At 71.7% G+C, this 24,584-nt stretch carries 19 protein-coding genes; 1 reads left to right on the top strand and 18 read right to left on the bottom strand.

The window, feature by feature from the left end:
• Nucleotides 1-55 precede the first annotated feature (55 nt).
• The 15 genes from obgE to OUQ99_RS06890 all read right to left on the bottom strand — a co-directional run bounded on the left by obgE (nt 56) and on the right by OUQ99_RS06890 (nt 18,365).
• Nucleotides 56-1,420, bottom strand: coding sequence for a GTPase ObgE (gene obgE, locus OUQ99_RS06960; RefSeq protein ID WP_267948607.1), 1,365 nt, complete (start codon nt 1,418-1,420; stop codon nt 56-58).
• A gap of 129 nt (nt 1,421-1,549) precedes the next feature.
• Nucleotides 1,550-1,810: a 50S ribosomal protein L27 gene (gene rpmA / locus OUQ99_RS06955; RefSeq protein ID WP_150253013.1), complete on the bottom strand. Its 261-nt coding sequence runs from the start codon at nt 1,808-1,810 to the stop codon at nt 1,550-1,552.
• A gap of 13 nt (nt 1,811-1,823) precedes the next feature.
• Nucleotides 1,824-2,135 (bottom strand): 50S ribosomal protein L21, encoded by a 312-nt coding sequence (rplU, locus tag OUQ99_RS06950; RefSeq protein WP_267950280.1) that lies wholly within the window; start codon nt 2,133-2,135, stop codon nt 1,824-1,826.
• Nucleotides 2,136-2,491: 356 nt separating this feature from the next.
• Nucleotides 2,492-5,542: a ribonuclease E/G gene (locus OUQ99_RS06945; protein WP_267948606.1), complete on the bottom strand. Its 3,051-nt coding sequence runs from the start codon at nt 5,540-5,542 to the stop codon at nt 2,492-2,494.
• A 60-nt stretch (nt 5,543-5,602) separates the two neighbouring features.
• Nucleotides 5,603-6,478, bottom strand: a complete 876-nt coding sequence (locus OUQ99_RS06940; protein ID WP_267950279.1) for a TIGR03936 family radical SAM-associated protein — start codon at nt 6,476-6,478, stop codon at nt 5,603-5,605.
• Nucleotides 6,479-7,066: 588 nt separating this feature from the next.
• A complete protein-coding gene (locus OUQ99_RS06935) occupies nt 7,067-7,615 on the bottom strand; it encodes a TetR/AcrR family transcriptional regulator (RefSeq protein WP_267948605.1) in 549 nt (182 codons plus the stop codon).
• Between the two features lie 124 nt (nt 7,616-7,739).
• Nucleotides 7,740-9,677, bottom strand: a complete 1,938-nt coding sequence (locus tag OUQ99_RS06930; protein ID WP_267948604.1) for a TIGR03960 family B12-binding radical SAM protein — start codon at nt 9,675-9,677, stop codon at nt 7,740-7,742.
• 268 nt (nt 9,678-9,945) lie between these two features.
• Nucleotides 9,946-11,130 carry a rod shape-determining protein RodA gene (gene rodA, locus OUQ99_RS06925; protein ID WP_378553311.1) on the bottom strand — a complete coding sequence of 395 codons (1,185 nt, stop codon included), beginning with the start codon at nt 11,128-11,130 and terminating at the stop codon, nt 9,946-9,948.
• A 3-nt stretch (nt 11,131-11,133) separates the two neighbouring features.
• The gene (gene mrdA, locus OUQ99_RS06920) at nt 11,134-13,269 is read right to left on the bottom strand and encodes a penicillin-binding protein 2 (RefSeq protein WP_267948603.1); all 2,136 of its coding nucleotides are present in this window, start codon (nt 13,267-13,269) and stop codon (nt 11,134-11,136) included.
• 3 nt (nt 13,270-13,272) lie between these two features.
• Nucleotides 13,273-13,833: a rod shape-determining protein MreD gene (mreD, locus tag OUQ99_RS06915; protein WP_267948602.1), complete on the bottom strand. Its 561-nt coding sequence runs from the start codon at nt 13,831-13,833 to the stop codon at nt 13,273-13,275.
• Nucleotides 13,833-14,753, bottom strand: coding sequence for a rod shape-determining protein MreC (gene mreC / locus OUQ99_RS06910; protein WP_267948601.1), 921 nt, complete (start codon nt 14,751-14,753; stop codon nt 13,833-13,835). Before mreC ends, mreD begins: the two co-directional genes overlap by 1 nt.
• A gap of 1 nt (nt 14,754) precedes the next feature.
• Nucleotides 14,755-15,789, bottom strand: a complete 1,035-nt coding sequence (locus tag OUQ99_RS06905; RefSeq protein ID WP_267948600.1) for a rod shape-determining protein — start codon at nt 15,787-15,789, stop codon at nt 14,755-14,757.
• A gap of 217 nt (nt 15,790-16,006) precedes the next feature.
• Nucleotides 16,007-16,411, bottom strand: coding sequence for a nucleoside-diphosphate kinase (gene ndk, locus OUQ99_RS06900; protein WP_267948599.1), 405 nt, complete (start codon nt 16,409-16,411; stop codon nt 16,007-16,009).
• Between the two features lie 159 nt (nt 16,412-16,570).
• Nucleotides 16,571-16,978 carry a DUF4233 domain-containing protein gene (locus OUQ99_RS06895; protein WP_267948598.1) on the bottom strand — a complete coding sequence of 136 codons (408 nt, stop codon included), beginning with the start codon at nt 16,976-16,978 and terminating at the stop codon, nt 16,571-16,573.
• Between the two features lie 34 nt (nt 16,979-17,012).
• Nucleotides 17,013-18,365 carry a bifunctional folylpolyglutamate synthase/dihydrofolate synthase gene (locus OUQ99_RS06890; RefSeq protein WP_267948597.1) on the bottom strand — a complete coding sequence of 451 codons (1,353 nt, stop codon included), beginning with the start codon at nt 18,363-18,365 and terminating at the stop codon, nt 17,013-17,015.
• 111 nt (nt 18,366-18,476) lie between these two features.
• Between OUQ99_RS06890 and OUQ99_RS06885 the strand changes: the two genes are divergently transcribed.
• Nucleotides 18,477-19,751: a hypothetical protein gene (locus OUQ99_RS06885; RefSeq protein ID WP_267948596.1), complete on the top strand. Its 1,275-nt coding sequence runs from the start codon at nt 18,477-18,479 to the stop codon at nt 19,749-19,751.
• 96 nt (nt 19,752-19,847) lie between these two features.
• On the opposite strand, the gene OUQ99_RS06880 is transcribed toward OUQ99_RS06885, so the two are convergent.
• The 3 genes from OUQ99_RS06880 to OUQ99_RS06870 form a co-directional block, all read right to left on the bottom strand.
• A complete protein-coding gene (locus OUQ99_RS06880; RefSeq protein ID WP_267948595.1) occupies nt 19,848-21,230 on the bottom strand; it encodes an LVIVD repeat-containing protein in 1,383 nt (460 codons plus the stop codon).
• Nucleotides 21,231-21,372: 142 nt separating this feature from the next.
• Nucleotides 21,373-22,779 (bottom strand): LVIVD repeat-containing protein, encoded by a 1,407-nt coding sequence (locus tag OUQ99_RS06875; protein ID WP_267948594.1) that lies wholly within the window; start codon nt 22,777-22,779, stop codon nt 21,373-21,375.
• A gap of 198 nt (nt 22,780-22,977) precedes the next feature.
• On the bottom strand, nt 22,978-24,357 hold the full coding sequence (locus OUQ99_RS06870) for an LVIVD repeat-containing protein (RefSeq protein WP_431061484.1): 1,380 nt from the start codon (nt 24,355-24,357) through the stop codon (nt 22,978-22,980).
• Between the last annotated feature and the right edge of the window lie 227 nt (nt 24,358-24,584).

Genomic DNA, 24,584 nt, shown 5'->3' with positions numbered 1-24,584 from the left:
CGGGTCGGGCGCCGCGCACGTTCCTGTTCGGCCGGGCCGTCGGTCCCCGCGCGGGTCAGCCCAGCCGGGCGTCGCTTCCGCGCGGGCCGGACGGGACGACCTCGGCGTCCATGGACGGGTCCCAGTCGAAGACCACGGAGTCCTCCTCGGTGCCGATGTGCACCTCGGCGCCCTCGGTGGCCCCGGCCTTGGCCAGCTGCTCCTCGATGCCGAGGCGGTTGAGCCGTTCGGCCAGGTAGCCGACCGCCTCGTCGTTGCTGAAGTCCGTCTGGGCCACCCAACGGGCGGGCTTGTCCCCGCGCACCTGGAAGGCGTTGTTGCCCAGCGGCACCACCTCGAAGGGGGTGTCCCCGATCATCTTGGGACGGATCACGATCCGGGTGGGCTCGGCGGCGGGGGCGGCCCCGCGTGCGGCCGCGACCTGCTCGCCCAGGGCGAAGGACAGCTCGCGCAGGCCCTCACGGGAGGCGGCGGAGACCTCCATCACCTTGTACCCGCGCTCGACGAGCATCGGGGTGACGAGCTCGGCGAGCTCGCGGGCCTCGGGCACGTCGACCTTGTTCAGGGCGACGATGCGCGGCCGGTCGGACAGGTCCACCCCGGCGCGCTCGCCGTAGGCGGACAGCTCCGCCTCCAGGGCGTCGAGGTCGCTCACGGGGTCTCGGCCCGGCTCGTAGGTGGCGCAGTCCAGGACGTGCAGGAGGGTCGAGCACCGCTCGATGTGGCGCAGGAACTCCAGGCCCAGGCCCTTGCCGTCGCTCGCCCCGGGGATGAGCCCGGGCACGTCGGCGATCACGTACTGGGTCGTGCCCGCCTCCACCACTCCCAGGTTGGGGACGAGCGTGGTGAAGGGGTAGTCGGCGATCTTGGGCCGGGCCGCCGACATGGCGGCGATCAGCGACGACTTGCCGGCGCTGGGGAAGCCCACCAGGCCGACGTCGGCGATGGTCTTCATCTCCAGGCGCACGTCGAAGGCCTCGCCCTCCTCGCCCTTGAGGGCGAAGCCGGGCGCCTTGCGCTTCTTGGAGGCCAGCGAGGCGTTGCCCAGGCCGCCGTGGCCCCCCTGGGCGAGGACCAGGCGGGTGCCGTGTCCCACGAGGTCGGCGATGAACTCGCCGTCCGCGCGGGTGACCACCGTGCCGTCGGGGACGGTGAGGACCAGGTCGTCCCCGTTGGCCCCGGCCCGGTGTCCGCCCTGGCCGGGCGTGCCGTTCTGGGCGTTGCGGTGCGGGCGGCGCTGGTAGTCCAGCAGGGTGGCGGCCTGCGCGTCGACCTCCAGGACGATGTCGCCGCCCCGGCCGCCGTTGCCGCCGTCCGGGCCGCCCAGAGGTTTGAACTTCTCACGGTGCACGGAGGCGCAGCCATGCCCGCCGTTCCCGGCCTTGACGTGCAAGACCGCCTCGTCGACGAAGTCAGGCATAGCTCTCCCCGTTGCTTGTCGGTCCCCGTGCGGGTGACCTGGTGGAACACGCGTGTCACTCAGTGACAACGCGAGAGGCGGGCCAGTGTTCCCTGGCCCGCCTCGAAACCACAACGTCCGTGCGCGAACCTACTCGGCGGCGACAGGGACGATGTTCACGGCCTTGCGGCCGCGGAAGTTGCCGAACTTGACCTGCCCGGCGACCAGAGCGAACAGCGTGTCGTCGCCACCGCGGCCGACGTTGGCGCCGGGGTGGAACTTGGTGCCGCGCTGACGGATGAGGATCTCGCCGGCCGAGACGGACTGACCGCCGAAACGCTTCACGCCGAGGCGCTGGGCATTCGAGTCACGACCGTTACGGCTGGACGAAGCGCCCTTCTTATGTGCCATTTCTCCAGGCCTCCTACTTCGCCGCGATGCCGGTGACGCGCACCTGGGTGTGCTTCTGGCGGTGCCCCTGGCGCTTCTTGTAACCGGTCTTGTTCTTGTACTTCAGGATGTTGATCTTGGGGCCCTTGGTCTCGCCGAGGATCTCGGCGGTGACCGAGTAGCCGCTCAGCTTGTCCGCGTCGCTGATGACGTTGCCGTCGTCAACGACCAGGATGGGCTGCCACGTGATGGTGGCACCGGTCTCATCGGAGACCTTGTCGATGTTCAGGACGTCATCGACAGACACCTTCTCCTGTCGGCCGCCCGCTCGCACGATCGCGTACACCGGGTAACTCTCTTCCTGCTCGCTCAACGAATAATGCTCGGGACCATCCCCGAGACGTGAGTTCCGGGGTCCGGGTCCGGCTGTACCTGTGCCCAGGCCAGCCGGGAGGATCGCCCCCATGTGGTTGGGGAGAAGCCTCGTTCCACGATCCACTGATCGCCTGTAGCGGGGCGCGGGGATCTGAGGGAAACAAACCCTGCGTGGAGAGCACTTCGGTGTCGGGGCGCGCGATTGTGGTGGAACGCGCCGACGCACCGTCCATCAGATTACCATCGGCCCGCTACAGGCCTGCACACGTGCCGTGGTTCGGACGGGGTCTCCCCCGTCCGGACCACGGCCGGTATGTACCGCCTCGGTCAGCCCGCGTCCACGGCGGACGGCGGGGCCGCCGCCGTCTTGGCCCGCCGGGTGCGGCGCCGCTTGGGCCGCTCCGCGGCCTCCTCGTCGCCGTTCTCCGCCGGGGCGGGCGTCTCGCCGACGGCGGTGTCGGCGTCGCCTGCGGCGTCCGCCCCACCGCCGTCCTGCACCGCGGCCTCACCCTTGTCGGCCGCCGCGCGGGCGGCCTTGGTTCCGGTGCGCCGGGTGCGGGTCCTCTTCGCCGGGGCCTTCTCGGGCTCGGCGTCCGCGGCGGGGGCGGGCGCGGAGTCCGCCCCGTCCTCCGCCTGGGCCGCCGTGCCGGTGTCCGCCTGCTCGGCGTCCGCCGCGTCCGCGGCCTTGCGGGAGCGGGTGGCGCGCTTGCGGGTCTTCTTGGCGGGCTCGGCCTGCTCCTCGGCCTGCTCGGGCTTGTCGGCCTCGGCCTCGGGGGCGTCGGCGGTCCGCTCGGGCTCCTGCTCCGGCTCGGCCTGCCCGGCCGCGTCGTCGCCCTCGCCCTCGTCGGAGGGCTTCTCCGCCTTCTCCGCCTTCTCCGCGGGCTGGTCGGTGTCGCCCTTGCCCTTCTTCTTCTTGCGCCCGCCGCCGTTGCCGCCCGCGCCGGCGCCCTTCTCCAGGAGGTCGCCGGACAGCACCAGACCGCGCCCGCTGCAGTGCTCGCACGTGTGCGAGAACGCCTCCAGAAGGCCCTGGCCGACCCGCTTGCGGGTCATCTGCACCAGGCCCAGCGAGGTGACCTCCGCCACCTGGTGCTTGGTGCGGTCGCGCGACAGGCACTCCAGCATGCGGCGCAGCACCAGGTCCCGGTTGGACTCCAGCACCATGTCGATGAAGTCGATGACGATGATGCCGCCGATGTCGCGCAACCGGAGCTGGCGGACGATCTCCTCCGCCGCCTCCAGGTTGTTCTTGGTGACCGTCTCCTCCAGGTTGCCGCCCTGGCCGGTGAACTTGCCGGTGTTGACGTCGACCACGGTCATGGCCTCGGTCCGGTCGATGACCAGGGAACCGCCGCTGGGCAGCCAGACCTTGCGCTCGAGGGCCTTGTTGATCTGCTCGTCGATGCGGTAGGCGGAGAAGACGTCGCGGTCCTCGGACCAGTGCGAGAGCCGTTCGGCGAGGTTGGGCGCCACGTAGTCCACGTACTCGTGGACGGTGGTCCAGGCCTCCTCGCCGGAGACGACCAGGCTGGAGAAGTCCTCGTTGAAGACGTCGCGCACGACCCGGACGGTGAGGTCCGGCTCGCTGTTGAGCAGCGACGGCGCGTTGGCCGACTTGGACTTGCGCTTGATCGAGTCCCACTGCTTGGCCAGGCGCGTGATGTCGCGCTCCAGCTCCTCCTCGCTGGCCCCCTCGGCCGCGGTGCGCACGATCACCCCGGCGCCGGACGGCATGACCTTCTTGAGGATCTGCTTGAGGCGTGCGCGCTCCTTGTCGGGGAGCTTGCGGCTGATGCCCGTCATGGAACCGCCGGGCACGTACACGAGGTAGCGGCCGGGCAGGCTGATCTGGCTGGTCAGGCGGGCGCCCTTGTGGCCGACCGGGTCCTTGGTGACCTGTACCAGGACCGACTGGCCGGACTTGAGCACCGACTCGATGCGCTTGGGCTGGCCGTCCAGGCCGAACGAGTCCCAGTTGACCTCGCCCGCGTACAGGACGGCGTTGCGGCCCTTGCCGATGTCGACGAACGCGGCCTCCATGGACGGCAGCACGTTCTGGACGCGGCCCAGGTAGACGTTGCCGACGTAGGAGCGGTGGGTGGCCCGGTCGACGTAGTGCTCGACCAGGATGTCGTCCTCCAGGACGGCGATCTGGGTGCGGTCGCCGGTACGGCGGACGACGAGGTCGCGCTTGACCGCCTCGCGGCGGGCCAGGAACTCCGACTCGGTGACGATCGGGGCGCGGCGGCGGCCCTGCTCGCGGCCCTCGCGGCGGCGCTGCTTCTTGGCCTCCAGCCGCGTGGAGCCGCGGACGGACTGGACCTCGTCCTCGATCGGCTTCTCGGCTCGCGGCTCGCGCACCCGGACCACGGTGTTGGGCGGGTCGTCGGCGGTGGTCTCGCCGCCCGAGCCCCCGCCGGACCGGCGCCGACGGCGGCGGCGACGGCGGCTGCTGCCGCGTTCGCCGTCCTCCCCCGTGTCCTCGTCGGACTCGGCGTCGACGTCGTTGTCGTCCTCGGCGGTGTCGGCGGCCTCGACCTCGGCCGCGCGGCTCCTGCGCCGCTCGGGCTTCTCCGCGGCGGGCTCGGGGGCCTCGCCCTCGGCCTCGTCACCGGAGCGGGACCGGCCGCGGCCGCGGCCGCCCCGGCGGCGGCGACGGCGGCTCGGACGGTCGTCGGAGGGGTCGCCGGTCTCCTCTGCGTCGGAGGACCGGTCGGCCGTGTCCTCGGCCTCCTCGTCGTCCTCGTCCTCGTCGTCCTCTTCCGCGGAGGGGTCGGCGACGGGCGCCGGGGAGGCACTGGCCACCGGCGGCTGGAACAGCATGGCGGGCGCCTGGAAGACGCTGCCGCCACCCTGCTCGGCGGTCTCCTCGTCCTCCTGGGCGGGGATCGCCTCGGGCGTCTCGGCGGCCTCGGACGCGCGCGTGCGCGCACGGGACCGGCCGCGGGTCCGGGCGGACCCCGCGGTGTCAGGGGTGTCGGCGGCCTTGTCGCCGCGCTCGGCGGAGTCCTCGGCCGCGGTCCGCGCGGTCGCGGGCTCCGTGTCCGCGGTGGCGCGGGTGCGGCTGCGGCGCGGGGCCGGGTCCTCGTCGGGACGGCCCGCGGCGCGCACGGTGCGCCTGCGGGCGGTGGTGGACACCGCCGTCTTGACCGTGCCCCCCTCGCCGGAACCGGCGAGCGAGGTGACGGGCATCGAGGGCGGGGTGAAGACGTCGTCCGGCTCCGGGGGCGGTCCGGCCGCGCGGCGGACGCCGCGTACCGGCGCCGGCGTGGTCACACGCACCTCACCTCCCCCGCCGGGGGGCGCCGCCTTGCGAGCGCTTGCTTCAGTTGTACCCGCGGTGCTCTCGGCACCGTCGTTGGGCTCGTTGTCGAGCATCCGGGCGGTCTCCCGTCAAAGTCCTCGGGCGCGCTGCGGCCTTTCGGTCGCCGGCGCGGCTCACGAGAACTGTCGTCGCTGTGTCACCGCCGACGGCACCGGGGTGCCGTCGGGGCGAAGTCCTGTGGTTTCGCCCATGTTCCCCGCTTCGGGGCCGCACATCCGCGCGGTCCCGTCCATGGGCGTTGACGGCCGTGGTGCGTCGTCGCGCCGCTCGTCCGCGTTGTCGTTCGCGGGTCCGGGGCTCGTGAGAGCTTCGGGCCGGTCCTCGGTGAGCGGGTCCGCGATCGCGCCTGTCGCCTCGTCCAGCGGCCCCTGCGCCAGCCGGGTCATCACGGGTGATGACGGCGGCGCGAGGTCGGCCACTCGGAGGAGTCCGGTCAGCACGTCGTCTGGTCGGACAGCAGGTGTCGTGTGCCGTACAACCATCCGAAGTATGGCATATGCCGTGTCGTGTTCCCCTGGGACGCGCCCGTGGGATCCGCTGCACACGTCGATACGAACCACTGCCGGTCGTGTGTCGAAGCGGCGACGACCCTTCTTCGTCATCCGCTCCACCTCGACACTGTCGGCGGCCGCGTAGGCGGCCACCGCCCTGGCGGCGTCATCGGGGTCGACGCCGTCCATCTCCACCTGCCAAGCGGAGGCCTGGAGCCGATCCGCGAGCCCGGCATGCCGGGCCTCGACGACCTCGACCACGTCGATGCCCTCGGGCATCGCGGCGTCGATGTCGGCTCGGACCCGTTCGGGTTCGCGTGCCTCGGCCAGGACGAGTTCAAGGTACTCCGCCTCGCTGGCGACCCCGGTGGGGGCCGCTCCCGTGTAGGAGACCTTGGGGTGAGGCGAGAAGCCGGCGGAGAACGCCATGGGCACGGAGGCCCTGCGCAGGGCCCGTTCCAACGCCCGGGCGATGTCGCGGTGACTCGCGAACCTCATGCGCCCGCGCTTGGCGTAGCGGACACGAAGCCGCTGTCCCGGCTTGGCGGTGGAGGGTGAGGTGGTGCCCTCGGGTGCGGGGGGCAGCTCAACTCCTTTCCTCATGCCCCCAGGTGTGGTCGGCGGAGCGACCTCGAAGGGGCTGTTCCTCGTCCTGCTCAGCGTACGGTGCGCCGTGGTGCACATGCGCCAGCAGGACTACGCATACCGGTATCTCCCCCACTGACCTGCGGTCGAAAAGTCCCCGAGGTCTCGGAGCGGACACTGAACCGGTGTTCACCACCTGAACGCGGAGCCGCCGAAAAAAAATCCGAAGAAAATCTTCTGGAGATGGCAACCCCCCGCGCACCCCGCGAGTCTTATTACTCGTACGGCCCGGCGCGAGCGGGGCGCCGGGCCGTACACCTTCTCCCCGGGCCACTCCCCTCCACAGGGTCGAGAGAGCGCCCGGAGCGCGAATCCTACTCCTGTAGCCCTGACGCCACTGTGAGCGACCCCGCTCTCCCGTGCCATGAGCACCCCTGTTCTCCGCCGTCCCCCGGCGGAGCAGGGGTTCCCCCGTTCCCGGGGGCGTGCCCGGTACGGCGGTCAGGCGGGCGGACGCAGCCCCGCCAGCACCACGGCCACGGTGCGGCGCCGCGCGGCCTCGTCGGTCCCCCCGCGCTCCCTGGTCATGCACCCCTCCATCAGCGCCTTGACGTCGGCGGCGTCCACGTCGTCGCGGACCTCCCCCGCCTCCTGCGCCGCGGCGAGGAGTTCGCCGAGCGCCGCCACCACGTCGTGGCCGGTGCCGCGGACCGCGGCGGCGACGTCGAACCCGCCGCCTCGGAGCGCCTCGCCGAGCCCGTGGTCGAGCGCTCCCTCGTCGACCACGAACGCGAAGAAGGAGGCGAGGGCGTCGCCCGGCGCCTCCTCCTGCGCGAAGGCCCTCGCCGCGCCCACGAGGCGCTCCATCCGGCTGAGCACGATGGCCCCGTAGAGGGACTCCTTGGTGGGGAAGTGCCTGCTGACGGTTCCGGCCCCCACGCCGGCGCGCCGGGCGATCTCGTGGACGGTGACGGACAGCCCCTCGGAGGCGAAGGCCTCGAAGGCCGCGCGCAGGACCTTCTCGCGGTTGCGTCTCGCGTCGGCTCGCACTGTCGCCCCCAGGGCCCGCGCACGGGCCGTCGACCAACGGGATGCCCGTCCCGGCGCCGCCATGGCAACCGGGACAGTCGTCCGACTCTAGCCGGGTCCTCCCGGCCGGCGGCGGAGCACGCGGCTACTCGACGGTCAGCGGGAGCAGGGGGCGCCCCTCGGCCGGCGCGTTGATCTGGATATTGGTGCCCATACTCGGACAGACCCCACAGTCGTAGCAGGGGGTCCACCGGCAGTCGTCGACCTCCAGCGACTCCTCTCCGTGCAGGGAGTCCTGCCAGTCCTGCCACAGCCACGACCGGTCGAGGCCCGCGTCCAGGTGGTCCCAGGGCAGGACCTCCTCCTCGTCGCGCTCGCGGGTCGTGAACCAGTCGAGGTCCACCGGGAGGCCGGCCAGTCCGGTTACGGCCGCCCGCTCCCAGCGCTCGTACGAGAAGTGCTCGCTCCAGCCGTCGAACCGGCCTCCGGAGCGCCACACCTCCTCGATGACCCGGCCCACCCGGCGGTCGCCCCGGGACAGCAGGCCCTCCACCACGGACGGGCGGCCCTCGTGGTAGCGCAGACCGATGGACTTGCCGTACCTGCGGTCGCCCCGCAGCGCGTCGCGCAGCTTGCGCAGCCGTGCGTCCACGACCTCGTGCGGCGTCTGGGCTGCCCATTGGAAGGGCGTCTGGGGCTTGGGCACGAACCCGCCGATGGAGACCGTGCACCGGATGTCCTTGCGCCCGGTCACCTCCCGGCCGGTCCGGATGACCTCTGCCGCGAGGTCGGCGATGGCGAGGACGTCCTCGTCCTCCTCGGTGGGCAGACCGCACATGAAGTACAGCTTCACCTGCCGCCACCCGGCCGCGTACGCGGCGGTGACGGTCCGGATCAGGTCCTCCTCGGTGACCATCTTGTTGATCACCCGGCGCATCCGCTCGCTGCCGCCCTCGGGCGCGAAGGTCAGCCCCGACCTGCGCCCGTTGCGGGTCAGCTCGTTGGCGAGGTCGATGTTGAACGCGTCGACCCTCGTGGAGGGCAGGGACAGGCCCGTGTTGGTGCCCTCGTACCGGTCCGCGAGCCCCTTGGCGATGTCGCCGATCTCGCTGTGGTCGGCGCTGGAGAGCGACAGGAGCCCCACCTCCTGGAACCCGGACGCGGCCACGCCCTCCTCGACCATGCTCGTGACGGTCTCCCGGCTGCGCTCGCGCACCGGCCGCGTGATCATCCCGGCCTGGCAGAACCTGCAGCCCCGCGTGCAGCCGCGGAAGATCTCCACGCTGTACCGCTCGTGCACGGACTCCGCCGTGGGCACGATCGGCCTCTTGGGGTAGGGCCACCCGTCCAGGTCCATCACGGTGTGCTTCTGGACCGTGCCGGGGACCCCGGGCCGGTTGGGCGTGTACGAGGCGATCCGCCCGTCCCCGTGGTAGGCCACGTCGAAGAAGCGCGGTACGTACACGCCGCCGGACGCGGCCAGCCGCAGCAGCAGCCCGTCGCGCCCGCCCGGCCGGCCCTCGTCCTTGAAGGCGCGGACGGTCTCGGTGACGGCGAGGCTGATCTCCTCCCCGTCGCCCAGGACCACCGCGTCCAGGAAGTCGGCGATCGGCTCGGGGTTGAACGCCGCGTGCCCCCCGGCGAGCACGATCGGGTGGTCGTCGGTGCGGTCGCGGGAGCGCAGCGGGATCCCGGCCAGGTCCAGCGCGGTGAGCATGTTGGTGTAGCCCATCTCGCTGGCGAAGCTGATCCCGAGCACGTCGAAGGCGGCCAGCGGCCGGTGGGCGTCCACGGTGAAGTGCGGGACGCCGTGCTCGCGCATCAGCTCCTCCAGGTCCGGCCACACCGCGTAGGCGCGCTCGGCGAGCACCCCCTCGCGCTCGTTGAGGACCTCGTACAGGATCTGCACGCCCTGGTTGGGCACGCCCACCTCGTAGGCGTCCGGATACATGAGGGCCCAGCGGACCCTGGCCCCGTCCCACTCCTTGACCACGGAGTTGAGTTCGCCCCCGACGTACTGGATGGGCTTGCCCACCTTGGTCAGGAGGGGTTCCAGGCGCGGAAACAGGCTTTCGACGGACATGGTGCGGGCCTTCGTTCGGCGGACATCGTGTCAGAACGCGTGTTGTCCCCCGCCGGGGCGGGAGCGGGCGGCGGAGCCGCTGGAGCGCGACCGCCCGGAGGTTCCCAGGCTACCGGCCCGGAGGGCTCCGGCCCGGGCCGTCCACAGGGCCGGTCGGCGTTCCCCGAGGGGCCCGCCGGGACGCCCGCGGGGTGCGCCGCCGGCCGGGACGGGCGGGGCCCGGGGAGGGCGGCCCCTCCCCGGGCCCCGGTCGCGGGCCGCACGACCGCTACTCGAACCCCCGGTCCCGGGAGTTGATCCCCAGCACCAGGCCCAGCCCCAGCATGTTCGCCATGATCGCGGTGCCGCCGTAGGACACGAACGGCAGCGGCAGGCCGGTCACGGGCATGACCCCCAGCCCCATGCCGATGTTGATGAAGGTCTGGAAGCCGAACCACGCCGCCACCCCCACGCACAGCAGGCGGGGGTAGGGCTGGTCGCATCCCAGGGCGATCCGCAGGATCCGCCAGAGGACCACGGCGAACAGCGCGATGACCAGGGCCGCCCCCGCGAACCCCAGCTCCTCCCCGGCGACCGTGAAGATGAAGTCCGTGTGCTGCTCCGGCACGAACCTGCCGTGCGTCTGCTCCCCCTGGAACAGCCCGGTCCCGTTGAACCCGCCCGAGCCCACCGCGATGAGCGCCTGGTTGGAGTTGTACCCGGCGCCCTGCGGGTCCGCGGACGGGTCCACCAGGGTGGCGAGGCGGTCCAGCTGGTAGGGCTCCAGGAGGTCGAACCAGAACACGCAGAACACCGCGGCGACGCCGCACGCGAGCATGCCGGCCACCCAGACGAACGGCGCGCCCGAGAGCGTGAGCATCCCCAGGAAGATCGCCCCGAGGACCAGCGTCGTGCCCAGGTCGGGCTGGAGCATCACCAGGGCCAGCGGCACCGCCAGGACCAGCAGGCAGAACAGGACGTCCCTGGTCATCGGCCTGCTCTCGCCGTCGCGCGGCTCGCCCAGGAGCGTGGCCAGGACCAGGACGAGCCCGACCTTGGCCAGCTCGCTCGGCTGGAACTGGAACGCCCCGACCACGATCCACCCGCGCGACCCGTTGATCACCGCACCCAGCGGGGTGAGCACCAGGACCAGGGCGACCGCCGTGGCCACGTAGACGATGGGCGCGTACGCCCGCACGGTCCGGAAGTCCACCGAGGCGACGACCAGGCACGCCACCCACGCCACCGCCAGGTGGGCCAGGTGGCGGCGGAGGTGGCCGGTGGAGTCCATCGGGTCCCCGCCGTCGCCGGGCAGGGTCGCCGACCACACCAGCAGTGAGCCGATGGCGCAGAGCACCGCCACCGAGACGATCAGGACCCAGTCCAGGCGGCGCGCCGCCCCGGCCGCCATGACGGCGCCGGAGCCGAAGCCGGTCCGGCGGCCCGACAGCGGCGCGCCCGTGTGTGTGCTCATGGCCTACCGATCCAACACTTCGATGGAACCGTCGGAACGCACCACGGGCAGCTCCGAGTAGGGCTTGCCGCCCGGGAGCGCGGGCTCGCCGCCGCCGGAGTCGTCGTCCTTGTCCTTCTTCCCGGAGAACCCGTAGATGCCCTCGTAGATCTTGCGGGCGATGGGCGCGGACGTCTCACCGCCCGTTCCGCCCTGGGAGACGAAGACGACCACCGCGAACTGCGGGTCGTCGGCCGGCGCGTAGGAGGCGAACCAGGACGACACCTGGCGCTCCTGCGCGTCGGCGCTGCCGGTCTTGCCCGCGATGGACACGTCGTCCTGCGGGAACTCCGCGAAGGCTCCGCGGCCGGTACCGGACTTGGTGACCTCGGTGAGCGCCTTCTGGAGGTACTCGATCGTCTCGTCCTTGACGGGGACCCGCCCGGCCACGACCGGTTCGATCTCCTCGACGGAGCTGCCGTCCGCGGCGACCAGCGCCTTGGCCACGCGGGGCTCGTACAGCGTGCCCCCGTTCGCGATGGCGGCGTAGGCCCGGGTCAGCTGCAACGGGCTGACCAGGACGTCGCCCTGGCCGATCGCGAAGTTCACCGCCTCGCCCGCACGCCACTCGAAGCCCTCCACGCACTGCTCGTGGGCGAGGCGCTTGAGGTAGGAGGCGTGCGACGGGTTGGTCTCGGCGACCTCCGGGTATCCGTGCTCGCCCCGGTAGCAGTTGTTCTCCCGGGTCTGCGCCCAGAAGGTGCGCTTCCACTCGCGGTCGGGGATGCGGCCGCCGGTCTCGTACGGCAGGTCGATGCCGGTCGGCGCCCCGAAGCCGTAGCCCCGCGCCATGGTGGCCATGGCCTCGGTCGGCTCGCCCTCGGGCCTGAGCCCGCCGTCCTTGAGCCACAGCTGGTAGCCGAAGTTGTAGAAGATGGTGTTGCAGGAGACAACGATGGCCTGGTGCAGCGACAGCGCCCCGTGGCCGCCGCCCGCGTAGTTCTGGTAGTTCTGGCCGGCGATGTTGACCGAGCCGGGGCAGGCGTAGGTGCTGCGCAGCGAGAAGCCGTTCTCCACCGCGGCCGACAGGGACGAGATCTTGAACGTGGACCCTGGCGGGTACTGGCCCTGCACGGCACGGGAGAGCATGGGCTCGCCCGCCTCCTCGCTGAGCATCTCGTCGAAGGTCTCCTGGTCGATGCCGCCCTGCCAGACGCCGGGGTCGTAGGTCGGGAGGCTGGCCATCGCGACGATGCCGCCGTTGCGCACGTCCATGACGATCGCGGCGCCGGAGTCCGCCCTGTACCTGGGCCGGGCGGCCTCCATCCCCTCCTTCAGAGCCTCCTCGGCGATCTTCTGCACGCCGACGTCGAGGTGGGTGACCAGGTGCGAGCCGGCCACGGGCAGGCGGTCGGAGATCACGTCCATCACCTCGCCGTGGTTGTTCACCCCCAGTGTCCGCAGGCCCGCGGTCCCCCGCAGCTCGGCGTCGTAGACCGCTTCCAGGCCGTCGCGTCCCACCTGGTCGATACCGGTGAACTGCGTCCGCAGCTCCTCCCGGGCGTCCAGTTCCTCCTGGGTGACGGGCTGCAGGTAGCCGAGGATCTGTCCGGCGTGCGCGCCGTAGGGGTACTCGCGGACGGCGTGCGCCTGGGCGGTGACACCGGGGAAGTCGTCGGCGCTCTCCATGATCTGGAGGGCGATCGAGGGCTCCACGTCCTCGGCGAGCGTGACCGGCTGGTAGGGCGAGCCCGGCCAGCAGGGGCGCTCAACCTCGGGTCCGCACAGGCGCATGCGCTGATGGAGCTCGCGCACCGGGACGTCGAGGACCTCGGACAGGTCGGTCAGGACCTTCTCGCCGGAGTCCTCCATGCCCATGAGCTCGTGGTAGTCGGCCGAGACCACCAGCTCGGTCCGGTTGTTGACCAGGGGCCTACCGGTGGCGTCGAGGATCTGTCCCCGCGTCGCGGGGACGATCAGCTGCTGGTGGTGGTTGGCCACCGCGAGGTCGCGGTAGTGGTCGGACATGGGCACCTGGAGGTACCACAGGCGCGCGGTCAGCACGGCGAACAGGACCAGGACCAGGACCTGGGCGGTGATCAGACCGGCACGGCCGAGCCTGGGCCCCGGGAGCGTCGGGTCGAACGGCGGCTTGCGCACGGCTCACCACCCTCCCGGGGCCATGGGGCCCTGGACGGTGGCGAACTCGCTGTCCGCGAGTGTCTCGCGCACCCACAGGACGGGGAGGGTGACCAGCGGTGCGACGAGCACCGTGAGGGCCGCGCCCACCCCGACGCCGGTCCCGACGGCCGCCGGGGTCATGTGCTGGTCGCCCATGAGGAGGCCGACGGCCGCGTACCCGGCCCCCACCCCCAGCGCGGTGGCGGCGGTGGCGCCGACGGCCGCCCAGCCGGAGGTGCGCGAACCCACCGCGCCCGGGGCCCCGGTGTTGCGGCGCAGCAGGGCGACGAGGTAGGCGGCCAGGCACAGCACGAGGGCGTAGCGGCCGACGGCGTGCTCGGCGGGCGGCAGCAGGTCCATGGCCAGGCCCGCACCGAAACCGCACGCGGCCGCGGCGGCCGGGCTGGTGGTCAGGGCGACCGCGACGACGGCCGCGACCACCAGATCGGGGCCGGGGCCCCACGCGAACGGGAGCCGGTTGACGATCGTGGCCTGGGCGAGGACGGCGGCGGCCACCATGACCAGGGTCGCTGCGGACCTCATCACTGCTCTCCCTCGGGCTTCTCGGACTTCTCGGGCTTCTTCGGCTTGGGCGGCAGCACCGAGTCCCGCGGGTCGTCGTCGGGACCCGCCACGACGACGCCCACCACGTCCAGGGACGCGAAGTCCACGGCCGGGGTGAGGCGGGCGATACGGCTGAGCGCTCCCGGCGCGACCTGCACCTCGTCGACGGTGCCGATGGGCACTCCGGGGACGAAGGGCGCGCCCTCGTGGGATCCGAGCGTCACGATCCGGTCGCCGGCCTCCACCGGCGCCTCCATGTCGAACAGCTCCAGGGTGAGGTCGGCCTCGGGTCCGCCCGGGACGGAGCCGCCGTTGACCACGCCGATCTTGCGGGTGGATTCCAGGCGGGCCCCGACCGCCGACTTGACGTCGGTGGCGAGCATGACGGTGGCGGTGCGGGGGCCGGCCTCGACCACGCGCCCCACCAGGCCGGATCCGTTGACGACGGTCATGTCCGGGCGGACACCGGACTCCGTGCCGGTGTCGATGGTGACCGTGTGCGCGTAACCGCGTGCGGTGGACCGGGTGACCGCCTGGGCGGGGACCACCTCGTAGGCGCCGAGGCCGGACAGGTGCAGGAGGTCGTCGAGCTGGTCGGACCGGTTGCGGTCGATGCGGGCGGCCTGGAGTTCGGCCTCCAGCGCGGCGTTGGCCTCCTCCAGCTCGGCGACGCGCGCGGCGGCCCGGGGCCCCTCGCGCAGGCCGTCGTAGAGGGTGACCGCGGGCGCGGCGGCCCAGCCGACCCCGGCCGCGGCGGGGGCGAACACGAGTTCGCCTCCCGCCCGGGCCACGGAGGTCACGGGATCGGCGCCGGGCCGGGCGTCCAGGACGAGCAGGACCACGGCCGCCGCGACCAGCAGGGCGAGGACCAGCCGGGATCTCGGTGAGTCGCGGAGCATGTCATCGCCGCCGTTCCGGGACGAGGACCTGGTGCAGCCTCTCGTAGTTCTCGACGCAGGTGCCGGATCCGACCGCGACGGAGTCGAGCGCGTTCTCGGCGACGTGGATGGGCATGCCCGTCTCGTGCAGGAGCCGGTCGTCCAGGCCGCGCAGCAGTGCTCCGCCCCCGGTCACGGCCACGCCCCGGTCCATGATGTCGCCGGACAGCTCCGGGGGGCACTTGTCGAGGCTGGTGCGGACCGCGTCGACGATGGCGGTGACGGGTTCCTCGATGGCCTGGCGGACGTCGCCCTCGGAGAGCACGACGGTCTTGGGGAGCCCGCTGACGAGGTCGCGTCCGCGCACCTCGGCGTGGAGCTCCTCGGGTCCGGTCGGGTAGGCGGAGCCGATGGCGATCTTGAGCTCCTCGGCGGTGCGCTCCCCGATCATCAGGGAGTACTCCTTCTTGACGAAGGTCATGATCGCCTGGTCCAGCTCGTCCCCGCCGACGCGGATGGACTGCGAGGTGACGATGCCGCCCATGGAGATGACGGCCACCTCGGTGGTGCCGCCGCCGATGTCCACGACCATGTTGCCGGTGGGCTCGTGCACGGGGAGCCCGGCGCCGATGGCGGCGGCCATGGGCTCCTCGATGATGTAGACCCTGCGGGCGCCCGCCTGGTAGCCCGCCTCCTTGACGGCGCGGTGCTCGACCGAGGTGATGCCGCTGGGGACCGCGACGATGATGCGCGGTTTCGCGAAGTGGCGTCGCCGGTGGATCTTCTGGATGAAGTAGCGCAGCATCCGCTCGGTGATCTCGAAGTCGGCGATGACGCCGTCCTTGAGGGGGCGGATGGCGGTGATGTTGTTCGGCGTTCGGCCGATCATCTGCTTGGCCTCGATGCCGACCGCGACGATCTTTCCCGTGGACGTGTTGAGTGCGACCACCGATGGTTCGTTCAGAACGATGCCGCGTCCGCGCACGTACACGAGCGTGTTGGCGGTTCCCAGGTCGACGGCCATGTCCCGGCCGAGAAAAGCAAGGTTGTTCGGCATGTAACGTCCTCAGAGGCGCCGTGTCGGACGTGGTTGCACGGGGCGACCATACGTAGTCGTTCCGGCACGATAGGTATTCAGTCCCCCGCATCGTAACGGTCAGCACTTACTCCGTTACGCAAACACACCGAATTGATGCCTCGTCACCGGACGAACCATGAGAAGTCGACTACCGGGCCGCGGACCCCATGCCGTAGGGTCCGCGGCCGCCCGGCCCCTACAGGTCGGGGAAGAACAGCTTGATCTCGCGCTCCGCCGAGTAGGTGGAGTCCGAACCGTGCACGATGTTCTGCTGGACCTCCAGCGCGAAGTCGCCGCGGACGGTGCCGGGCGCGGCGGTCACCGGGTCGGTGGCGCCGGCCAGGGCCCGGAAGGCCTCCACGGCGCGCTCGCCCTCGACCACCAGGGCGACCAGGGGACCGCCGGTGATGAACTCCACGAGGGAGCCGAAGAACGGGCGCTCCGCGTGCTCCTCGTAGTGCGTCCGGGCGGTCTCGGCGTCGAGCGTGCGCAGCTCCATCGCGGCGAGCTTCAGGCCCTTGCGCTCGATGCGCGAGATGACCTCGCCGACGATGCTGCGGCGGACGCCGTCCGGCTTGATGAGAACGAGAGTGCGCTCCACGTGCGTGTCAACTCCTCACTGGGACTCCGCGTGGCGCGTGGGCGATCGCCCACGGCGTAGGCCGCACGCGGAGGTTCGGGTGGTGGGTCACGGAAGCGGGGCCGCGAAGGGGGAGAACCCTCCCGAGGGGACCGGCCGCCTGTCCGGACGTGCGTCACACTATCGCGTTTGCCGCGGCGACGCGGTGGTCGCCGAACCCTCCCCGCCCCCGTCCCCGGAGGCGGCCGCCTCGGCCTCGGCGCGGGCCGCGTGCGCGGCCTTCATCTCGTCGGTGCGGCGGCCCATGACCACTCCGGTCACCCACAGGGACACGAACACGACCGCGATGAGCATCGCCCCGGACACCAGGAAGGAGGTGAACAGGAACGCGGCCTGCAGCGCCCAGGCGGCGTAGTGCGCCCAGGTGCGCTTCTGGAGGCCGGAGAGCACCAGGGCGACGGCGGCCATGCCGCCCCACAGGCTCGCGGCTGTGGCCGGCTCCATCCCCTCCAGGGAGATGGCGACGGGGATGAAGAGGCCGATCACGATGGCCTCGAACAGCAGGACGACGGCGCAGACTACGCGCACAGCGGGTTCCCTTCGTAGTGTGTCGCCCCGCCCGTCACTCGCCGGAACCGCGCAGCAGGTGGACGGTGTCACCCGCGGTGACGACCGACCCGGTGACCAGCACACCGGTACCGCCGAGCTCTCCGCCCTCCTCGGCCAGGCCGACGGCCCGGTCGATGGCGTCGTCGAGTCGGGGAACCACGTGCACACGGTCGTCCCCGAAGACCTGTCGGGCGAGGTGGCCCAACTGCTCCGGTCCGAGGGAACGCGGTGAGGAGTTACGGGTGACGACGATCTCGTCAAGCAGTGGTTCGAGGGGGTCGAGGATCCCCTCGACGTCCTTGTCGGCCATGATCGCGACGACGCCCACCAGGCGGGAGAAGCTGAAGGCCTCCCCCACCGCGGCCGCGGTGGCGGTCATCCCGGCGGGGTTGTGCGCCGCGTCGGCGATGACGGTCGGGCTGGTGCGCACGACCTCCATGCGCCCCGGGGAGTCCACTCCGGCCAGGGCCTCGGCGACCATCGCCGGGTCGAGCCCCTCGGCGTCCTCCCCCGCGGACGCGAACGCCTCCACGGCGGCGACGGCCACGGCCGCGTTCCCCGCCTGGTGGGCGCCGAACAGGGGGAGGAACAGGTCCTCGTAGTCCCGGGTGAGGCCCTTGAGGGCGAGCTGCTGGCCGCCGACGGCCACCTCGCGGGAGGTGACGCCGAACTCCAGCCCCTCGCGGGCCACCTGGGCCCCCACCTCGGCGGCGTTGCGGAGGAGGACCTCCGCCGCGGACACCGGCTGCTGGGCCAGGACCGCCACGGAGCCGGGCTTGATGATGCCGGACTTCTCCTCGGCGATGCCGTGCAGGGTGTCGGGCAGGTAGTCGGTGTGGTCGATGCCGATCGGGGTCACCACGGCCACGTCGCCGTCGACGACGTTGGTGGCGTCCCAGCGGCCGCCCATGCCCACCTCGACCACGGCGACGTCCACGGGGCTGTCCGCGAAGGCCGCGTAGGCCATCACGGTGAGGATCTCGAAGAACGACAGGGGCGCGTCGTTCATCTCGTCGGCCATGTCGATGTAGGGGCGGATGTCGTCGTAGGTCTCGACGAACCGCTCCTGGGAGACGGGCTCCCCGTCGACGACGATGCGCTCGCGCACGGTGCGCAGGTGCGGGCTGGTGTAGCGGCCCACGCGCAGGCCCCTGGCGCGCATGAGCGCGTCGATCATGCGCGCGGTGGACGTCTTGCCGTTCGTCCCCGTGACGTGGATGACCCGGAAGTTGCGATGGGGGTCACCCAGCAGATCCAGCAGGGTGCGGACGCGGTCCAGGCGGGGATCGATGTCGGACTCGGGTGCGCGGGAGAGGATCTCGGCGGTCACCTCGGCGTAGCGCTGCTCGGCGCTCACGCCGCTCACGGTGTCTCAGTGGTCGGGGTGTACACCCGCGCCAGTGTACGCGCCCCCACCTGGGCCCGGACTCCGGGTGAGGGGTCCGGCGGCCGATGTCGCACAGACCATACTTGGGGGATGCCGAGCCTTGACCCCTTCTTCACCGAGTGGGCGGAACGCCGCCCCGGACAGACACGCAGCCTGGGACGCGCCTCGGCGCTCCTGGCCGCCCTCGGCCTGGACGCCGACCGCACCCCCGTGCTGGGGGTCGTCGGCTCCAAGGGCAAGGGCAGTACAGCGACGACGGCGGCGGCCGCCCTGTCGGCGGCCGGCCTGCGCACCGTCCTGGTGACGGGGCCGAGCTTCCGCTCCTACCGCGAACGCGTGCGGGTGGACGGGACGTCGGTGGACGACGCGGTTCTGGACGCCCTGGGCGCGCGGATCGACGCCGCGCGCCGTGACCTGCCGACGGTGGAGGAGTCGGGGGGCTACCTGGCGCCGAGCGGCCTGTTCCTGGTCGCCGGGCTCCTGCGTGCGCGGGAGGCGGGCGCCGACGTGTGCGTCCTCGAGGCCGGTATGGGCGGGCGCCGCGACGAGCTGCGCCTGGCGGGCCCGGAGGTCGTCGCGCTCGGGAAGGTCTTCGCCGAGCACGTGGGCGTCCTCGGCGCCGACGTGGTCGAGATCGCCCGGGAGAAGACCCTGGTCGCCGGGGAGCGGACCCGGGCCCTGGTGCGTCTTCCGCAGACCCCCGAGGTGGCCGCCGAGATCGACGCGGCGCTGGCCGACGCGACCGGTGGGAGGGTGGGGGCCGAGGTCGTCGATCCGGAGGCGGAGGGGACGGAGCCGCCGCCCGCGCTGCGGCCGCCGGGCCTGTCGGCGGCCTCCGGGGTCCTGGGCACGGCCGCCGCCGCGCGGATGCTGGAGCACCTCGGGATCCCGGGACCGGACCGGAGGACCCTGCACGGCGTTCTGGCGACCGTCCGCCTCCCGGGGCGGCTGTCCCGGCACACTGTGCCGCTCCCGGCGGGGAGGGCGCCCGGCGGGGAGGCCCCGGACGCGGAGGTGGTGGTGGACTCGGCCATCGACCGCGTCGGCGTCGCGGCGGCCCTGGCCCACGCGCGCGGCCTGTGGGGCGGGGTGGACCACGTGCTGCTGTGCCTGCCGGACCACAAGGACGTCTCCGGCGCCGTGGAGGTCCTGGGCGGCCTGCCCGTGACGGCCGTGCGCCTGCCCGAGGCCCACTTGCGCTTCGAGCACGCCCTGCCCCCGCACTGGGGCCGCATGGACGCCGCGGACCTGACCGCGGCGGCCCTGGCGGCGCTCGGCCGCCGGGTCCTGGCCCTGGGCACGGTGTACTTCACCGGCCGCGTCCTGGAGGCGGTGGACGCCCCCACCGACCGGCTGTTCGGCTGACGCGTCCGGGGGACCCGGCCGGGTCCCCCGGACGCGGAACGGGGGCGGTGCCGGGCACCGCCCCCGCCCGGGGAGCCTCCTCCCAGTCCGGACCGGTCAGCCCCGGCCGGGCCTGTACTCGGGCTGGGACTGCGGGTTGAACTCGTCCATGCGCACGCGCTCGGCGGCCCGCAGGCGCGGGTCGTCCAGCTTCAGCACGTCGATGCCCCGCTCGATGTCGGAGGAGTAGACGTAGCCGTTGTAGTAGTACGCGGACCAGCTGTCGTTGTCCTGGACGCCGTCCTCGACACGGGAGTCGATGTCGAAGTAGCCGATCTCCTCGGGGTTCGCCGCGTCGTTGAAGTCGATGACCGAGACTCCGCCCGTGTACCAGGACTGCACGAAGAAGTCCTGCCCGGGCACCGGGATCAGCGAGCCGTTGTGGGCGACGCAGACCTCCCCGCCCTGGTGGCGGTCGATCTTGAAGTAGCTCTGGAACGACAGGTCGGCTTCGGCTCCGTCACCGTCGAGGGAGTAGACGGCGTCGGCGCCGCGCTCCGGGCCGATCTCCTCGGTGCAGGTGGGGGCCCCGCCTCCGCCGAGCTCGTCGGTGAAGACCACGTTCCTGCCGTCGTTGGTGAACGTCGCCGAGTGCCAGAACGCGAAGTTGGTGTCCTGCACGACCTCGGTCACGACCGGGGCGGCCGGGTCCGAGATGTCCATCAGGATGCCGTCGCCCATGCACGCGCCCGCGGCGATGTCCCTGCTCGGGAAGACCGTGATGTCGTGGCAGCCGGAGGTCCCGGTGTTGCCGCCCTCGGGGAAGAGCACGGGGGCGTCGACGAGCTCCGCCGAGGCCGGGTCGTCGACCGGCACCTCGATGATCGAGATCTTGTCGTGCGGCGGCTGACAGTTGGGGAAGCGCTCGGAGGGCGAGTACGACGACACGTAGACGTACTCGTGCTCGCCGTCCTCGCCGGGCACCAGCGTGTTGGTGTGCGAGCCGCAGTCGGTCGCCACGGCCGCCACGTACTGCGGGTTCGCCTTGTCCGAGATGTCGAAGATCCGAATGCCCTCGAAGCCCTCCGGGTCGGTCGTGGGCACCGAGGCCGCACCGCACTCCGTACCGGCGCGCGGGTAGTCGACCGAGAAGTACAGCAGGTCGCCGCTCACCGACACGTCGCCCTGCCCACCGGGGCAGAGCACCTCGGACACGACCTTCGGGTCCTCGGGCTCGGAGATGTCGTAGACGACGAATCCGTCGTAGTTGCCGCCGATGGCGTAGTCGCCCGTGAACGCCAGGTCCGAGTTGGTGCTGCGCACCGCGTCGGGCTTGGGCACGTGGGCGACATGGGTGACGTTGCTGCTGATCTCGTCGGCGGGCGCCTCGTCCGCGTACGCGGAGGCCGGGCTCAGCAGGCCGACGAGGAGCGTCCCCGCGGCGGCGGAGAGGGCGGCCGTGCGCGCGAGGCGCCGACCGGGGGTGGGTGGTGCGGACATGGGGGTTCTCCTGTGCGCTAGGGGGTTGGCGGGGGCTTGTCCCGGGGCCGCGGCGCGCGCCACGCCGCGGCCCCGACGTCCGTGCGCCGGACCCTCCCGGGGACCGGGAGGGTCGCGCGGCGCTGCCGGACCCGGGGGAGGGTCAGCGCCCCTCGCCCCGGCCGGGCCTGTACTCGGGCTGGGACTGCGGGTTGAACTCGTCCATGCGCACGCGCTCGGCGGCCCGCAGGCGCGGGTCGTCCAGCTTCAGCACGTCGAGTCCGCGGGAGATGTCGGAGGAGTAGACGTAGCCGTTGTAGTAGTACGCCGACCAGGAGCCGCCCAGGACGAGCCGGTCGTCGTCGATCGGGTCGCGGTCGAAGTGGCCGATCTCCCTCGGGTTCTCCGGGTCGTTGAAGTCGATGACCGAGACGCCGCCCTGGTACCAGGACTGCACGAAGAAGTCCTGCCCGGGCACCGGGATCAGCGAGCCGTTGTGGGCGACGCAGTTCTCGGTGGCGGTCTGGTGGCGGTCGATCTTGTAGTAGCTCTGGAATTCGAGCGCGTCGTCGCCGATGGCGTAGATGGCGTTCGCCCCCCGCTCGGGGCCGATGGCCTCGCTGCAGGTGGCCGCGCCCCCGCCGCCGAGCTCGTCGGTGAACGTGACCGTCTCGCCGTTGTTGGTGAACGTCGCCGAGTGCCAGAACGCGAAGTTGGTGTCGCGGACGACCTCGGTCACGACCGGGGCGGCCGGGTCGGAGATGTCCATCAGGATGCCGTCGCCCATGCACGCGCCGGCCGCGATGTCCTTGGTCGGGTAGACCGTGATGTCGTGGCAGCCGGAGGTGCCGGTGTTGCCGCCGTCGGGGAAGAGCACGGGGGCGTCGACGAGCTCGGCCGAGGCCGGGTCGTCGACCGGCACCTCGATGATCGAGATCTTGTCGTGCGGCGGCTGACAGTTGGGGAAGCGCTCGGAGGGCGAGTACGACGACACGTAGACGTACTCGTGCTCGCCGTCCTTGCCGGGGACGAGGGTGTTGGTGTGCGAGCCGCAGTCGGTGGGCACGGCCGCCACGTACTGCGGGTTCGCCTTGTCCGAGATGTCGAAGATCCGGATGCCCTCGAAGCCCTCCGGGTCGGTCGTGGGCACCGAGGCCGCACCGCACTCCGTACCGGCGCGCGGGTAGTCGACCGAGAAGTACAGCAGGTCGCCGCTCACCGACACGTCGCCCTGCCCACCGGGGCAGAGCACCTCGGACACGATCTGCGGGTCCTCGGGCTCGGAGATGTCGTAGACGACGAAGCCGTTGTAGTTGCCGCCGATGGCGTAGTCGCCGGTGAACGCCAGGTCCGAGTTGAAGTCGCTCATCGACTCCGTCTTCGGGACGTTGGTCACATGAGTCACGTTGGAGCTGGTATCGGCGTCGCTGACGAACGCGTCGTCGGCGGAGGCGGAGGCGGGACCGAGGAGTCCGGCCACGAGGGCGGCCGCTCCGGCCAGGGTGAGGCCGGTCAGCCCTCTTCGGGCCGAGGCGTATCTGGGGCGGGGGGTCGGGGGGGATGACGCCATACGAACTCCTGATTCTGATTGGAGCGAAACAGGAAGAACGTACACAGTTCAACATCAACATGTATAGGGGGATACAAAAGAAACATGGTTGTTAACACGGTGTCGGCCTGACCCGATCTGGCTGCACAACGCGACTAGCCGCAGGCGGCTGCGGGGCCCGCCAGGTGGACCCGGCGCGCCCCGCAGCCGTCCGTTCTGTCATCGCGGGGACGGAAAAGACGGTTGTGACTGCGGGTTGAACTCGTCCATCCGCACGTTCTCCGCCTCGGACAAACGCGGGTCCGTCAGTTTGAGCACGTCGAGGCCCCGCTGAATATCGGACGAGTAGACGTGGCCCCTGTAGTAGTACGCCGACCAGGAGCCGGCGGTGCTCAGCGTGTCCGGTTTCCAGGGGCCGCGGTCGAAGTGGCCGATCTCCACGGGCCGGTCGGGATCGGTCAGGTCGATGACCGAGACGCCGCCCTGGTACCAGGACTGCACGAAGAAGTCCTGCCCGGGCACGGGAATGAGAGAACCGTTGTGCGCCACACAGTTCTCGGTTTCGGTCTGATGGCGCGGCAATTTGTAGTAGCTCCTGAACCCGAGTTCGGGGGACGCGCCACCGAGGTCCAGCGAGTAGACGGCGTCGGCGCCCCGCTCGGGGCCGATCTCCTCCGTGCAGGTGGCCGCGCTTCCGCCGCCGAGCTCGTCGGTGAAGACCACGTTCCTGGCGTCGTTGGTGAACGTCGCCGAGTGCCAGAACGCGAAGTTCGGGTCCTGGACGCGGTCCACCACCCGCGGCTCGGCCGGGTCCGACGTGTCGAGCAGCAGGCCGTCGCCCAGGCAGGCCGCCGCGGCGATGTCCCGTTCCGGGTAGACGGTGATGTCGTGGCAGCCCGTGGTCCTCCGGTGCCCGCCGTCCGGGAACAGTTCGGGCTCGTTGACCACCGAGGCAGCGGCGGGATCGGCCAGCGGCACCTCGATGATCGAGACCTTGTCGTGCGGCGGCTGACAGTTGGGGAAGCGCTCGGAGGGCGAGTACGACGACACGTAGACGTACTCGTGCTCGCCGTCCTTGCCGGGCACCAGCGTGTTGGTGTGCGAGCCGCAGTCGGTCGCCACGGCCGCCACGTACTGCGGGTTCGCCTTGTCCGAGATGTCGAAGATCCGAATGCCCTCGAAGCCCTCCGGGTCGGTCGTGGGCACCGACGCCGCACCGCACTCCGTACCGGCGCGCGGGTAGTCGACCGAGAAGTACAGCAGGTCGCCGCTCACCGACACGTCGCCCTGCCCACCGGGACACACGACGGTGGACACCAGCCGGGGCCGGGCCGGGACGGAGATGTCGTAGACGCCGAACCCGTCGTAGTTGCCGCCGATGGCGTAGTCGCCGGTGAACGCCAGGTCCGAGTTGTAGGCGGCGTCGCTGTGCAGCCCCTCGGGCTTGGGCAGGTTGGCCAGGTGCACCACCCCGCCTCCCGTGCTCACGCCGTCGGCGGCGCGCGCCCCGGGGACGGCCAGGAGGCCGACGGCCACCAGGAACCCCGCCCCGATGGCCCCCCAGCGGACCCGGCCACCGCGTCCTCGTCCACGCACCACAGCCCACACCCCCAGGAATTACACAAAGATGCCAATTGACTACTTTGTGTTGTACTCCCTTGAGTCACCACACTCCAGACGAAACGCCGAGACCGGACATCTACTGACCAATCCCCAGGAGGCCGCCCTACAGGCACCGCCCGGCGCGGACCGGACGCGTACCGAAGGAAACCCTGTCCTGCCGACACACCCTCAGGGCTGGACAAAACACCCACCGAGTGAGTAGA

The sequence above is a fragment of the Streptomonospora nanhaiensis genome (genome assembly GCF_026642255.1).
GTDB lineage: Bacteria > Actinomycetota > Actinomycetes > Streptosporangiales > Streptosporangiaceae > Nocardiopsis > Nocardiopsis tropica.
The sequence above is the reverse complement of the archived record's forward strand: the minus strand, read 5'-3'. Positions and strand labels throughout refer to the sequence as shown.